This window comes from Devosia sp. LjRoot16 (assembly GCF_964252795.1).
GTDB lineage: Bacteria > Pseudomonadota > Alphaproteobacteria > Rhizobiales > Devosiaceae > Devosia_A.
On sequence record NZ_CAXUPH020000002.1, the window covers coordinates 86,445 to 99,275 of the forward strand.

The 12,831-nt window shown below is 63.3% G+C and carries 9 protein-coding genes; 1 reads left to right on the forward strand and 8 read right to left on the reverse strand.

The window, feature by feature from the left end; translation table 11 throughout:
• Window positions 1-37: 37 nt before the first annotated feature.
• The 4 genes from tuf to rpsL all read right to left on the reverse strand — a co-directional run bounded on the left by tuf (window position 38) and on the right by rpsL (window position 4,269).
• Entirely contained in the window at window positions 38-1,228 is a 1,191-nt protein-coding gene (gene tuf, locus ACSQ23_RS10860) for an elongation factor Tu (RefSeq protein WP_055877931.1), read from the reverse strand.
• Between the two features lie 79 nt (window positions 1,229-1,307).
• Complete coding sequence (gene fusA / locus ACSQ23_RS10865; protein WP_055877934.1) at window positions 1,308-3,398, reverse strand: elongation factor G; 2,091 nt, start codon at window positions 3,396-3,398, stop codon at window positions 1,308-1,310.
• Between the two features lie 16 nt (window positions 3,399-3,414).
• Window positions 3,415-3,885 carry a 30S ribosomal protein S7 gene (gene rpsG, locus ACSQ23_RS10870; RefSeq protein ID WP_055877935.1) on the reverse strand — a complete coding sequence of 157 codons (471 nt, stop codon included), beginning with the start codon at window positions 3,883-3,885 and terminating at the stop codon, window positions 3,415-3,417.
• A 12-nt stretch (window positions 3,886-3,897) separates the two neighbouring features.
• Window positions 3,898-4,269, reverse strand: a complete 372-nt coding sequence (rpsL, locus tag ACSQ23_RS10875; protein ID WP_055049779.1) for a 30S ribosomal protein S12 — start codon at window positions 4,267-4,269, stop codon at window positions 3,898-3,900.
• A 520-nt stretch (window positions 4,270-4,789) separates the two neighbouring features.
• Here rpsL and ACSQ23_RS10880 point away from each other — a divergent pair.
• On the forward strand, window positions 4,790-5,266 hold the full coding sequence (locus ACSQ23_RS10880) for a YbjN domain-containing protein (protein ID WP_436090619.1): 477 nt from the start codon (window positions 4,790-4,792) through the stop codon (window positions 5,264-5,266).
• A gap of 21 nt (window positions 5,267-5,287) precedes the next feature.
• Here the strand turns inward: ACSQ23_RS10880 and ACSQ23_RS10885 are convergent, their stop codons facing one another.
• The 4 genes from ACSQ23_RS10885 to rpoC form a co-directional block, all read right to left on the reverse strand.
• Window positions 5,288-5,953 (reverse strand): O-methyltransferase, encoded by a 666-nt coding sequence (locus ACSQ23_RS10885; protein WP_436090620.1) that lies wholly within the window; start codon window positions 5,951-5,953, stop codon window positions 5,288-5,290.
• A gap of 116 nt (window positions 5,954-6,069) precedes the next feature.
• On the reverse strand, window positions 6,070-7,380 hold the full coding sequence (locus tag ACSQ23_RS10890; protein WP_436090621.1) for an esterase-like activity of phytase family protein: 1,311 nt from the start codon (window positions 7,378-7,380) through the stop codon (window positions 6,070-6,072).
• Window positions 7,381-7,525: 145 nt separating this feature from the next.
• A complete protein-coding gene (locus ACSQ23_RS10895; RefSeq protein ID WP_055877945.1) occupies window positions 7,526-8,425 on the reverse strand; it encodes an SPFH domain-containing protein in 900 nt (299 codons plus the stop codon).
• Between the two features lie 190 nt (window positions 8,426-8,615).
• On the reverse strand, window positions 8,616-12,818 hold the full coding sequence (rpoC, locus tag ACSQ23_RS10900) for a DNA-directed RNA polymerase subunit beta' (RefSeq protein ID WP_436090622.1): 4,203 nt from the start codon (window positions 12,816-12,818) through the stop codon (window positions 8,616-8,618).
• Window positions 12,819-12,831: the final 13 nt, after the last annotated feature.

Below are 12,831 nucleotides of genomic sequence, written 5' to 3' on the forward strand. Positions count from 1 at the left end.
GTTTGTAGCGGCGCGCCGCGCCCTGGATTACCAGGTCTTATTTCAGGATCTTGGCGACGACGCCCGAACCGACGGTACGGCCACCCTCACGGATAGCGAAGCGGAGCTTCTCTTCCATGGCGATCGGCACGATCAGCTGGACCGAAATATTCACGTTGTCGCCCGGCATCACCATCTCGGTGCCTTCCGGCAGCGTAACGACGCCGGTCACATCGGTGGTGCGGAAGTAGAACTGCGGACGGTAGTTGGCGAAGAACGGCGTGTGACGGCCACCCTCTTCCTTGGTGAGGATATAAGCCTCAGCCACGAAATCGGTGTGCGGGGTCACGGAACCGGGCTTGCAGAGCACCTGGCCGCGCTCGACCTGCGTGCGGTCGATACCACGGATCAGTGCGCCGATGTTGTCGCCAGCCTGGCCCTGATCGAGCAGCTTGCGGAACATTTCAACGCCGGTCACGGTCGTCTTCTGCGTCGCCTTGATGCCGACGATCTCGACTTCCTCACCCACCTTCACGATGCCGCGCTCGACACGGCCGGTCACCACGGTGCCACGGCCGGAGATCGAGAACACGTCTTCGATCGGCATCAGGAACGGCTGGTCGATCGGACGAGCCGGCTGCGGGATGTACTCGTCAACGGCGGCCATCAGCTTGAGCACGGCGTCATGGCCGAGCTCCTTGTTGCCGTCGTTCAGAGCTTCGGTGGCCGAGCCCTTGATGATCGGAACGTCGTCGCCCGGGAATTCGTAGGACGACAGCAGCTCGCGAACTTCGAGTTCCACGAGCTCGAGGAGCTCCGGATCATCGACCATGTCGCACTTGTTCAGGAACACGACGAGCGCCGGCACACCGACCTGACGGGCGAGCAGGATGTGCTCGCGGGTCTGCGGCATCGGGCCGTCGGCAGCCGACACGACCAGGATCGCGCCGTCCATCTGGGCAGCGCCGGTGATCATGTTCTTCACATAGTCGGCGTGGCCCGGGCAGTCGACGTGAGCGTAGTGACGGTTGGTCGTCTCGTACTCGACGTGGGCGGTGTTGATCGTGATGCCGCGCGCCTTCTCTTCCGGCGCTGCGTCGATCTGGTCGTACGCCTTGAAGGTCGCGCCACCGGTCTCAGCCAAAACCTTGGTGATCGCTGCGGTCAGCGAGGTCTTGCCATGGTCGACGTGACCGATGGTGCCGATGTTGCAGTGAGGCTTATTGCGGGAAAACTTTTCCTTGCCCATCGCTTCTCTCCGTATGCGTCAGCCAACAGCCGACGTGAGTTTTCAGTTTTAATTCAAGCGCTTGCTTAGCGGGTAAACGTTAAGCGTACTTTGCCTGGACTTCGGTGGCGACCGCCTGCGGAACCTGCTCATAGTGGTCGAAAGTCATGGTGTACTGAGCGCGCCCCTGGCTCATCGAGCGGAGCGAGTTCACGTAGCCAAACATGTTGGCAAGAGGCACCATGGCGTCGATCACCTGCGCGATACCGCGGGCTTCAGTGCCGCGGATCTGGCCGCGACGTGAATTCAGATCACCGATGACGTCGCCCACATAGTCTTCCGGGGTCAGAACTTCAACCCGCATGATCGGCTCGAGGATCTTCGGTGCGGCCTTCTCGATGGCTTCACGGAAACCCGCGCGGCCGGCGATTTCGAAGGCGAGGACCGAGGAGTCGACATCGTGGTAGGCGCCGTCGGTCAGTGCGAACTTCACGTCGACGATCGGGAAGCCGATGATCGGACCCGAACCCATGACGGAAGCCACGCCCTTCTGCACGCCCGGCACGTATTCCTTCGGCACATTGCCGCCAACGACTTCCGAGACGAACTCGAAACCCTTGCCCGGCTCATTCGGCTCGATGCGGAACTTGATGCGCGCGAACTGGCCCGAACCACCCGACTGCTTCTTGTGGGTGTAGTCGTGCTCGACCGTGCGGGTGATCGCCTCGCGGTACGCCACCTGCGGCGCGCCGATATTGGCTTCCACCTTGAACTCGCGGCGCATGCGATCGACGAGAATGTCGAGGTGCAGTTCGCCCATGCCCGAGATGATGGTCTGGCCGGATTCTTCGTCGGTCTTGACGCGGAACGACGGATCCTCGGCAGCCAGGCGAGCGAGCGCGAGGCCCATCTTTTCCTGGTCGGCCTTGGACTTCGGCTCGACGGCGATGTCGATAACCGGCTCCGGGAATTCCATACGCTCGAGAATGACGCGGTTGTTCGGATCAGACAGCGTGTCGCCGGTCGTGGTGTCCTTGAGGCCAACGATGGCGACGATGTCGCCGGCATAGGCTTCGTTGATCTGCTCACGGCTGTTGGCGTGCATCTGGAACATGCGGCCAACGCGCTCGCGCTTTTCCTTGACCGTGTTTTCCAGCATGGCGCCGGCCTCGAGGTGACCCGAGTAGATACGGCAGAAGGTCAGCGAGCCCATGTGCGGGTCGTTGGCGATCTTGAAGGCCAGCATCGACAGCGGCTCGGCGTCAGAGGCGTGGCGCTCGATCGGAGCCTCGGTCTTGACGTCGATGCCCTGGATCGCAGGAATGTCGGTCGGGGCCGGCAGGAAGTCGATAACGCCATCCAGCAGCGGCTGCACGCCCTTGTTCTTGAAGGCCGAGCCACAGAACACCGGATACAGCTTCACTTCGCAGGTGCCCTTGCGGATCAGCCGGCGCAGCGTGTCGTTATCCGGCATTTCGCCGTTCAGGTAAGCTTCGGTGGCCGCATCGTCCATCTCGACGGCGGTCTCGATCATCTTCTCGCGGTACTCAGCGGCCTTGGCCTTGAGGTCCTCGGGAATCTCGACGACGTCCCACTGGGCGCCCAGCTCTTCGTTGCGCCAGACGAGCGCATTCATTTCGATCAGGTCGACAACGCCACGGAAGTCGCTTTCGGCACCGATCGGCAGCTGCATGACGACCGGCTTGATGCCGAGGCGCTTGTCCAGCGTATCGAGGCAGAAATAGAAATCGGCACCGATCTTGTCCATCTTGTTGACGAAGATCAGACGCGGAACGTTGTACTTGTCGGCCTGGCGCCAGACGGTTTCCGTCTGCGGCTCGACGCCCTGGTTGCCATCGAGCAGCGCGATGGCGCCGTCGAGCACGCGGAGCGAACGCTCGACTTCAATGGTGAAGTCAACGTGGCCGGGGGTGTCGATGATGTTGAAGCGGTACTGGGTGCCGTCACGGCCCTTCCAGAACGTGGTGGTCGCGGCGGACGTGATGGTGATGCCGCGCTCCTGCTCCTGCTCCATCCAGTCCATGGTCGCGGCGCCGTCGTGGACTTCGCCGATCTTATGGGACTTGCCGGTGTAGTAGAGAACACGCTCGGTCGTGGTCGTCTTGCCAGCATCAATGTGAGCCATGATGCCGAAGTTACGATAGTGATTGATCGGGTATTCGCGGGCCATCTGAGCGAGCCTTCCGTTACCAGCGGTAATGCGAGAAGGCACGGTTGGCGTCAGCCATACGGTGCGTGTCTTCGCGTTTCTTGACGGCCTGGCCGCGGCCGTTGACGGCATCCATGAGCTCGCCCGACAGGCGCTCCTTCATGGTGTGCTCGCCACGCTTGCGGGCCGACTCGATGAGCCAACGAATGGCCAGGGCCTGCTGACGGTCCGTACGAACCTCGACCGGAACCTGGTAGGTCGCACCACCAACGCGGCGCGAGCGGACTTCGACGGCCGGGCGGATGTTGTCGAGGGCGGTGTGGAACACGCCGATCGGATCCTGCTTCAGCTTGGTCTGCACGATGTCAAAGGCGCCATAGACGATCGACTCGGCAGCCGACTTCTTGCCGTCCTTCATGAGCGAGTTCATGAACTTGGAGACAACGAGATCGCCGAACTTCGGATCGGGATTGACGACGCGCTTTTCAGCGGAGTGACGACGGGACATCTGGAATGCTCCTTACTTCGGCCGCTTCGCGCCGTACTTCGAACGGCGCTGCTTGCGATCCTTCACCGACTGGGTGTCGAGGACGCCGCGCAGCACGTGGTAGCGAACGCCCGGCAGATCGCGAACACGACCGCCGCGGATCAGCACCACGGAGTGTTCCTGCAGGTTGTGGCCTTCGCCGGGGATATAGGAAATGACTTCACGCGAAGTGGTCAGACGGACCTTCGCAACCTTGCGGAGAGCCGAGTTCGGCTTCTTCGGGGTCGTCGTATAAACGCGAGAGCACACGCCGCGCTTCTGCGGGTTTGCTTCCATCGCCGGTACTTTGTTCCGCTTGGGCTTGGATACCCGAGGCTTGCGGATCAACTGATTAATGGTCGGCATTGCGCTCTTTCCATCGGTCCGAAGTTCGTTGCGAAAGACGATGACAAACCAATAGGGCGCCAATTCCACCCCTAACGGGGCAGCAGCGCCTCTCATTGCAGCGGACCGCCCGGCGTTGGCCAGGCGTTCATGCGCACGAAGATTTGTCGTCGTCTCTTGCCTTTGGCGATGTGTTTGAAGTTCCTGGATGCCCGCACAAGGTGGCAGATACCCGCGTGAACTTCACGACCGACCGCTAAGGTTGCGCCTCTATATGGTCAGTGAGTCCCCCCGTCAAGGATTCTTTGCAGCGGAACGTGATGCTCACGCTGCCGGAAATCCGGGGAATTTCCATCCACGGGCAGGATGGGGTCGGAGGGCAGAGCTAATCTGCCGCGAGCGCATGGCTGGCGCCAGATCGTCGATGCAGTTTTCCTCGATTTTCGGGAATCGGGGGGCAGCGCCCCCTGCCCTGCATTGGCCCATTCGGGACAAAGGTGTAACAGTCGGCGCGACACCGGAGCCAAGTGGGGAGCAATCGATGAAGCTGGGACGCCTCTTGGCCACCGTTACGCTGGGGCCCCTCGCCGCGACATCGGCGCTCGGGCAAAGCGTTGTCGATGGCTCCAAGGTCGACGAGATCGTGACGATCGCCCGCGGCTACGGCGCGGCGACGCTCGAGAACCAGGGGGACGGCAACCCGCGCATCGCTGGCAACATCAAGGGCGTGCCGTATTACGTGTTCTTCATGAACTGCACCGACCAGGCGGCGTGCGAGGACATCAACTTCTACGCGGGCTTTGCCAACATCAAGCCGACCATGGACGCGCTCAACGCCTGGAATCGCGACAAGCGCTTCGGCAACGCCTATCTCGATGCCGATCTCGACGCGGCGATCGAGTATGACGTGAACCTCGAGTACGGAGTGACCCGCGAGAACCTCGACGCCGCGTTCGGGGTGTGGTCGGTGCTGCTCGAGCAGTACACCGAGTATGTCGGCTACAAGCCGGCTCCCTGAGCTCCGCCTGTTCCTCGGGCTTCAGTCGAGGATCATCACCGCGAAGCCGTCATAGCCCTTGGCGCCGACCGTCTGCAGCGCCGTGGCCGAGAGCCGGGGGTTGGCGGCGATCAACTCGAACGCACCGCGGCTGCCCAGCACGTTGGGGTCGCGGCTCTCCGCATTGGCCACCTGGCCATCCCGCACCACATTGTCGAGCACGATCACCGTACCCGGCCGGCCGAGCTTGATGGCCCAGTCGAGGTAGACGGTGTTGCTCGGCTTGTCGGCATCGATGAAGACGAAATCGAACGGCTCGAGCTGCTCGGCGGCCAGCAGTGGCAGTGTCTCCGCGGCGGCGCCGACGCGAACCTCGATCCGCTCGGCATACCCCGCGCGCGCAATGTTCCGGCGGGCCACCTCGGCATGGTGCGGCTCGTATTCCAGTGTGACGATCGAACCGCCCGCCGGCAGCGCCTTGGCCATCCAGATGGTCGAGTAGGCACCGAGCGTGCCGACCTCGAGGATGCGCCTCGCCCCGCTCATCCGCACCAGCAGGTGCAGGAACTTGCCTTGCGCCGCCGACACATCGATCGGCCGCAGCCCGCCCGCCGCGTTGGCCTGCAGCGCATCGGCTAGCGCCGCGTCCTCATCGACCAGCCGGTCGACGATATAGTCATCCACCCTGCCCCACAGTTCGGCACTCATCGGCGGTCTCCGCTTGTCCGGTCGGCTTCTACGGTGCGACGTATGACGATTGCATGACACCTGGACCAGGCAAAAGGAAGGGGCCGGTATCGGCCCCTTCCGGTTCTGGCTGGGCCTTACTCGGCCTTCAGGAAGTCGGCGACGTCGAGCAGCATGAACTCGTTGTCGTCGGCCCGGCCCTGCTGACGGCCCACCGAGTAAGGATAGTTGTTATCGTTGGCGACGACGATGGTGGTCGGATCGACCAGGTCGACATCCTCGATGGTCTCGAACGGGAAGGTGAAGACGCCGCTCTCGGTGCCGCGCGGCGCGACGCCGTTCGGGTCCTTGATGGCGAGCAGGTCGATATAGGCGAGCTTGTGCAGCACGCCATCGGCATCGGTCTTGTTGAGATCGACCAGATAGATGCGCTTCAGCTTGGCCGGCTTGTCGGCCCAGGCGCCGCCCGAGCCCTGGTCGCGCTCGATGATCAGTGCGCGGTGATCGTCGATCATGTTGAAGTCGCCGATCGAGTTCGCAGCGTCCTCCAGCGGGTAGTAGCGGAGCTGCTCGCCCCAGCTGTTGCTGTCGAGGTGGAACTCCAGCATGCGGATCGCCGGCTTGCCGTCGACCAGTTCCGCCGCGCCGGCCGTCTCGTCGAAGAAGGTCTTTTCGAGCAGCGGGTAGAGCGTCTTGCCGTCGGCCGACTGGGCCATGCCCTCGTAGCCACCGGAACGCTGGGTGTTGACGCCGGCGAGCGGGGTGCCCGGATTGGGGGTGACGACCGTCTGGTTGTCCGGCGACTTGTAGTCGACATCGCCGATCTTGGTGGCAACGACCTTGAGCACTGTGCCGTCGGCGGCGACGTTGATCAGCCAGGGGCCGAACTCGTCGCCGAGCCAATAGGTGTCGCCGACCGGCTGGATCGACTCGATGTCGAAGTCGGAGCCCGTGAGATAGCGCTCCTTGGTGGCTTCGTTGACGATGCGGAACGGCACAACGCCGTTCGGGTCCTTGAGGAAGGTGGTGTTCGTCACCCCTACCCGGCCGTTGGCCCAGTCGAGCTTCAGCTCGTGGAACATCAGCAGCGAGTCGGTCGACGTGAGCTTGGAGCCGAAGCCATTGTCGGTCAGCACCAGGAAGCGGTCGCCGCCGAGCGAGCGAATGCCCGAGAAACCCTGGATCGCCTGCCCGGCATAGGGGCGGGACAGCCCGGTCTTCGGGTCGTAGACCGAGTAGAGCGCCTCGGTCTTCGGACCATTGGTGAAGCGGCCGGACAGGTTGAAGTAGGCCGGGGCATCTGCCGGCGCCGGAATGAAGGACTGGGCCGGCAGCTGGGCATGCGCCTTAAGCACCGCGTCGAACTGCTTGGGCGCGACGTCCTGGGCAATGGCGGCGCTGGCGAGCGCGGCAAGGCTGACGCCGGCGATAAAGGCTTTGCGCAACATGAGATGCTCCTTTGGGTTGCGCGCCTCAGGTACTGATGCCGTGTGTCGCTTGCCTCACAGAGCGGTTGCAGATTTGCGTCGGAGCGACGACGGAAATGCGAAAGGGCCCCGGAGGGCCCTTTCATACGGTGCCGAGCACGCAGGCTCAGGGTATCGTGGGCGTGGGCGTCAGGTTGAGGAACGGCACCGTACCGCCGGGCGGCATCACCGATGGCAGGACGCCGTCCCACTTTTCGGCCTGCACGAGCGCCACGACACCCGGGTTGTCCTTCAGCGCCTGCCCACGCTGGTCGATCGCCGTCGCTTCGGCCCGGCCCTTGATCTCGATCGAGTAGGCCTCGGCTTCCGCGGCAAGTCGCACAGCCTGAGCGTTGGCGGTGGCCGTGGCGACGACCGAGTCCGCTTCCGCCTGAGCCTGGGTGACGGTGATCTTGGCCTGCACTTCCTGCTGGGCCAGTTCCTGCTGCCGCTTCTGCACTTCGACGGTGGCGAGCTGCTTCTGCTCGATGGAGTTCTCGTAGGCAGCGGAGAACTTGATGTCCTCAACCTGCACGCTCTCCACCATGATCGGGTCGCCGATGCCGGCCTGCAGGGCGGCCAGCGCATCGAGGTTGAGTTTGGCGCGCTGCTGGATGACACCCAGTGCGTCATACTGGCCGAAGACGTTCTTGAACAATGCCGGCACGCGCGGCTCGACCAGCCGGGCAATCATGTTGTCGACGCCACCATACTCGGCATAGACCTCAGCGCCGCTACCCGGAATGACGTGATAGCTCACCGACAGCCGGATCTGCGCCGGCTGCTGGTCGCGGCTGTAGGACTCCATCGACTCGAAGGTCTTGGTGTGGGACTGCAGCGACACCTCCTTCACCTCGTCGACGATCGGCAACTTGAAGTGGAGGCCCGGTCCAACCGTGCCGGTGACCGCCCCGTTGCGGAGCACGACGCCCTCTTCACCCTGGTCGATCTGGTACCAGGAGCCGAACAGGATGACAGCGACGACGGCGATCACGGCAACGGCGATGGCAAGCGGCGGAATACGCATTGTATCTCCTGGTGCTCAAGTCGCCGCCCGGCTGACACGCTGAATCGCGGACGAACGACGATGGCCGCAGCATGTCATGCAGCGATCGGAGTTTGTCCACGTCGCCGGCGCGGTTGTCGGCAGTTTCCTGCTGCCAGAAAAAAGAAAGGGCCCCGGAGGGCCCTTTCGAAGTTCTGCGATGTCCTGCCGATTACTCGGCCGGCTCCACCGGGGTCGGGGTCGGCGCCGGGATGGCGGCGGTCTCGGCCTGGCGGCGACGCTCGTCGAGGATCATGTCGTCGCGACGAGTGGCGATCGCCTTGGCCTTGCTGATACCCGCACCGGTGCCGGCCGGGATCAGGCGGCCGACGATGACGTTCTCCTTGAGACCTTCGAGCAGGTCGGCCTTGCCGGAAACTGCCGCCTCGGTGAGGACGCGGGTGGTTTCCTGGAAGGACGCGGCCGACACGAACGAGCGGGTCTGCAGCGACGCCTTGGTGATGCCAAGCAGCACCGGGTTGGCCGTCGCCGGCTTCTTGCCGTCGGCAACCAGCTGGTCGTTGAGCTCGTCGAAGTCCAGCTTGTCGAGCTGCTCGTCCTTGAGCATGCCGCTGTCGCCCGGGTTCACGATCTCGACCTTCTGCAGCATCTGGCGAACGATCACCTCGATGTGCTTGTCGTTGATCAGCACGCCCTGCAGCCGGTAGACTTCCTGGATCTCGTTGACGAGGTAACGAGCAAGCTCTTCCACGCCCTTGATCGCCAGGATGTCGTGCGGTGCCGGGTTGCCGTCGAGGATGTACTCACCCTTCTCGATGGTGTCGCCTTCCTGGAGGTGGAACGGCTTGCCCTTCGGGATCAGGTACTCGACGGGCTCGGCGCCCTCTTCCGAGGCCTCGATGATGATCCGGCGCTTGTTCTTGTAGTCGCGACCGAATTTGATCGTGCCGGTGATCTCCGCGATGATCGCGTGATCCTTGGGACGACGGGCCTCGAACAGCTCGGCCACACGCGGCAGACCGCCGGTGATGTCCTTGGTCTTGGCGCTTTCCAGCGGAATACGGGCCAGAACGTCACCCGGCGACACCTTCTCGCCCGGCTCGACCGCGATGACCGCGTCGACCGAGAGCAGGTACCGGGCTTCACCGCCGCGATCCAGTTTGACGACGGCGTTGCCACGCTTGATCGTGATCGCCGGCTTCAGGCCGTCGCTGCGCTGGCTGGTCCGCCAGTCAGCCACGACGCGCTTGGTGAAGCCGGTGGTCTCGTCGGTGTTTTCCGTCACCGATGCACCGTCGACCAGATCCTCGAAGCCGACTTCGCCATCGACTTCGGCCAGCACCGGACGGGTGTAGGGATCCCATTCGGCGATACGCTGGCCGCGCTTGACCTCGGCGCCGTCATCGACACGGAGCTTGGCGCCGTACGTCACGCGGTGCGTGGCGCGGTCCTTGCCCTCGGGATCGAGGATGGCGATGGTCACGTTACGGCCCATGGCGACCAGCTGGCCGCCCTCGACCTTGGCGACGTTGCGGTTGCGGATCTCGACCTTACCCTCGGCGCCAGCCTCGAGATAGGACGAGTCAACCACCTGCGCGGTGCCACCGATGTGGAACGTACGCATGGTCAGCTGGGTGCCCGGCTCACCGATCGACTGAGCGGCGATAACGCCGACAGCTTCACCGATGTTGACCGGCGTACCGCGAGCGAGGTCGCGACCATAGCACGCGGCGCAGCAGCCCTGGCGGAGATCGCAGGTCAGCGGCGAACGGATGCGCATCGACTGGACCTTGTAGCTCTCGATGAGCTCCACGTCCTTTTCGGTGAGCAGCGTGCCCTTGGGAACGATGACGTCGCCGTTCTCCGGGTTCACCACATCGTCAGCCGCGGTGCGGCCGAGAATGCGCTGGCCCAGCGAAGCCACGACCTGGCCGGCATCGACGATCGGCTCCATGGTGAGGCCGCGTTCGGTACCGCAATCGAGCTCGGTGATGATCGAGTCCTGCGCCACGTCGACGAGACGACGGGTCAGGTAACCCGAGTTCGCGGTCTTCAGCGCGGTGTCCGCGAGGCCCTTACGAGCACCGTGGGTCGAGTTGAAGTACTCGAGAACGTTCAGGCCTTCCTTGAAGTTGGCCGTGATCGGGGTCTCGATGATCGAGCCATCCGGACGCGCCATCAGGCCGCGCATACCGGCGAGCTGCTTCATCTGCGCCGGCGAACCGCGCGCACCGGAGTGGCTCATCATGTAAACCGAGTTGATCGGCTTCTGACGACCCGTCTCCTTGTCGAACTGAACGGCAGCAATGCCCTTCATCATCTCTTCGGCGACCTTGTCACCGCACTTGGCCCAGGCGTCGACCACCTTGTTGTACTTCTCGCCCTGAGTGATCAGGCCGTCATTGTACTGCTGCTCGAACTCTTCGACCTGCTTACGCGTGTCCTCGACGATTTTGTACTTCGAGGCCGGGATAACCATGTCGTCCTTGCCGAACGAGATGCCGGCGCGGGCAGCGTGCTTGAACCCCATATCCATGATGCGGTCGCAGAAGATGACCGTCTCCTTCTGACCGCAACCGCGATACACGGTGTCGATCATCTTGGAGATCATCTTCTTGGTCATCAGCTGGTTCGCCGTCGCATACGGCACCGCCGGATGCTTGGGCAGGAGCTTGCCCAGCAACATGCGGCCCGGCGTGGTCTCGACGATCTCGGTCGTGCGGTTGCCTTCCAGATCATAGACGTCGACGCGCCCCTTGATCTTGGTGTGCATGGTGACGACGCCGGAAGCCAGCGCGTGCTCCAGCTCGCCCATGTCCGAGAACGCCATGCCCTGCCCCGGCTCACCCTCGTTCATCAGGGAGAGGTGGTAGAGGCCCAGCACGATGTCCTGGCTCGGCACGATGATCGGCTGGCCGTTGGCCGGGTGCAGGATGTTGTTGGTCGACATCATCAGCACACGGGCTTCGAGCTGCGCCTCGAGCGAGAGCGGCACGTGCACGGCCATCTGGTCGCCGTCGAAGTCGGCGTTGAACGCCGCGCAGACGAGCGGGTGCAGCTGGATAGCCTTACCTTCGATCAGGTGCGGCTCGAACGCCTGGATGCCCAGACGGTGAAGGGTCGGAGCGCGGTTCAGCAGAACCGGGTGCTCGCGGATCACTTCATCGAGGATATCCCAGACCTCGGGCTTTTCCTTTTCGACCAGCTTCTTGGCCTGCTTCACCGTCGACGAGAGGCCCTTGGCCTCAAGGCGCGAGTAGATGAAGGGCTTGAACAGCTCGAGCGCCATCTTCTTGGGCAGGCCGCACTGGTGGAGCTTGAGCTCCGGACCCACGGTGATCACCGAACGGCCGGAATAGTCCACGCGCTTGCCGAGCAGGTTCTGGCGGAACCGGCCCTGCTTGCCCTTGAGCATATCGGAGAGCGACTTCAGCGGACGCTTGTTCGCACCGGTGATGGTGCGGCCACGGCGGCCGTTGTCGAACAGCGCATCGACCGCTTCCTGAAGCATGCGCTTCTCGTTGCGGATGATGATGTCCGGAGCGCGCAGTTCAATCAGACGCTTCAGGCGGTTGTTGCGGTTGATCACACGACGGTAGAGATCGTTCAGATCGGACGTGGCGAAGCGGCCGCCGTCCAGCGGGACCAGCGGGCGGAGCTCGGGCGGAATGACCGGGATGACGGTCATGATCATCCACTCGGGCTTGTTGCCCGAGACGATGAACTGCTCGACGATCTTCAGACGCTTGGCCAGCTTCTTGGGCTTGAGCTCAGTGGTCGCCTCGGCGATCTCGACGCGGAGGTCCGCAGCGATCTTCTCGAGGTCGAGCGAGAGCAGCAGGTCGCGGATGGCCTCGGCGCCGATCTTGGCGGTGAAGCTGTCAGCACCGTACTGGTCCTGGGCGTCGATATACTGCTCCTCGGTGACCAGCTCGTTCACGCCGAACGGGGTCAGGCCGGGGTCCAGCACAACGTACTGCTCGAAGTACAGGATGCGCTCGATATCCTTCAGCGTCATGTCGAGCAGCAGCGCGATACGCGACGGCAGCGACTTGAGGAACCAGATATGGGCTACCGGGGCGGCGAGCTCGATGTGGCCCATGCGCTCGCGACGGACGCGGCTCAGGGTGACTTCGACACCGCACTTCTCGCAGATGACGCCCTTGAACTTCATGCGCTTGTACTTGCCGCACAGGCACTCGTAGTCCTTCACAGGCCCGAAGATGCGCGCGCAGAACAGGCCGTCGCGCTCAGGCTTGAAGGTACGATAGTTGATGGTCTCGGGCTTTTTGATCTCGCCGTAGGACCAGCTCAGGATCTTTTCCGGGCTCGCGATGCTGATCTTCATCTGATCGAACATCTGAACCGGGACCTGCGGGTTGAACGGGTCCATGACGTGGTGATGAGTGTTCATCGGTAGACTCCTC

Bases quoted from the DNA above. Each gene is read 5' to 3' on its own strand.
- ACSQ23_RS10895 (WP_055877945.1), bottom strand. From the start codon at position 8,425: ATGCGTATTCCGCCGCTTGCCATCGCCGTTGCCGTGATCGCCGTCGTC.
- tuf (WP_055877931.1), bottom strand. From the start codon at position 1,228: ATGGGCAAGGAAAAGTTTTCCCGCAATAAGCCTCACTGCAACATCGGC.
- ACSQ23_RS10880 (WP_436090619.1), top strand. From the start codon at position 4,790: ATGAAGCTGGGACGCCTCTTGGCCACCGTTACGCTGGGGCCCCTCGCC.
- rpoC (WP_436090622.1), bottom strand. From the start codon at position 12,818: ATGAACACTCATCACCACGTCATGGACCCGTTCAACCCGCAGGTCCCG.
- rpsG (WP_055877935.1), bottom strand. From the start codon at position 3,885: ATGTCCCGTCGTCACTCCGCTGAAAAGCGCGTCGTCAATCCCGATCCG.
- fusA (WP_055877934.1), bottom strand. From the start codon at position 3,398: ATGGCCCGCGAATACCCGATCAATCACTATCGTAACTTCGGCATCATG.
- rpsL (WP_055049779.1), bottom strand. From the start codon at position 4,269: ATGCCGACCATTAATCAGTTGATCCGCAAGCCTCGGGTATCCAAGCCC.
- ACSQ23_RS10890 (WP_436090621.1), bottom strand. From the start codon at position 7,380: ATGTTGCGCAAAGCCTTTATCGCCGGCGTCAGCCTTGCCGCGCTCGCC.
- ACSQ23_RS10885 (WP_436090620.1), bottom strand. From the start codon at position 5,953: ATGAGTGCCGAACTGTGGGGCAGGGTGGATGACTATATCGTCGACCGG.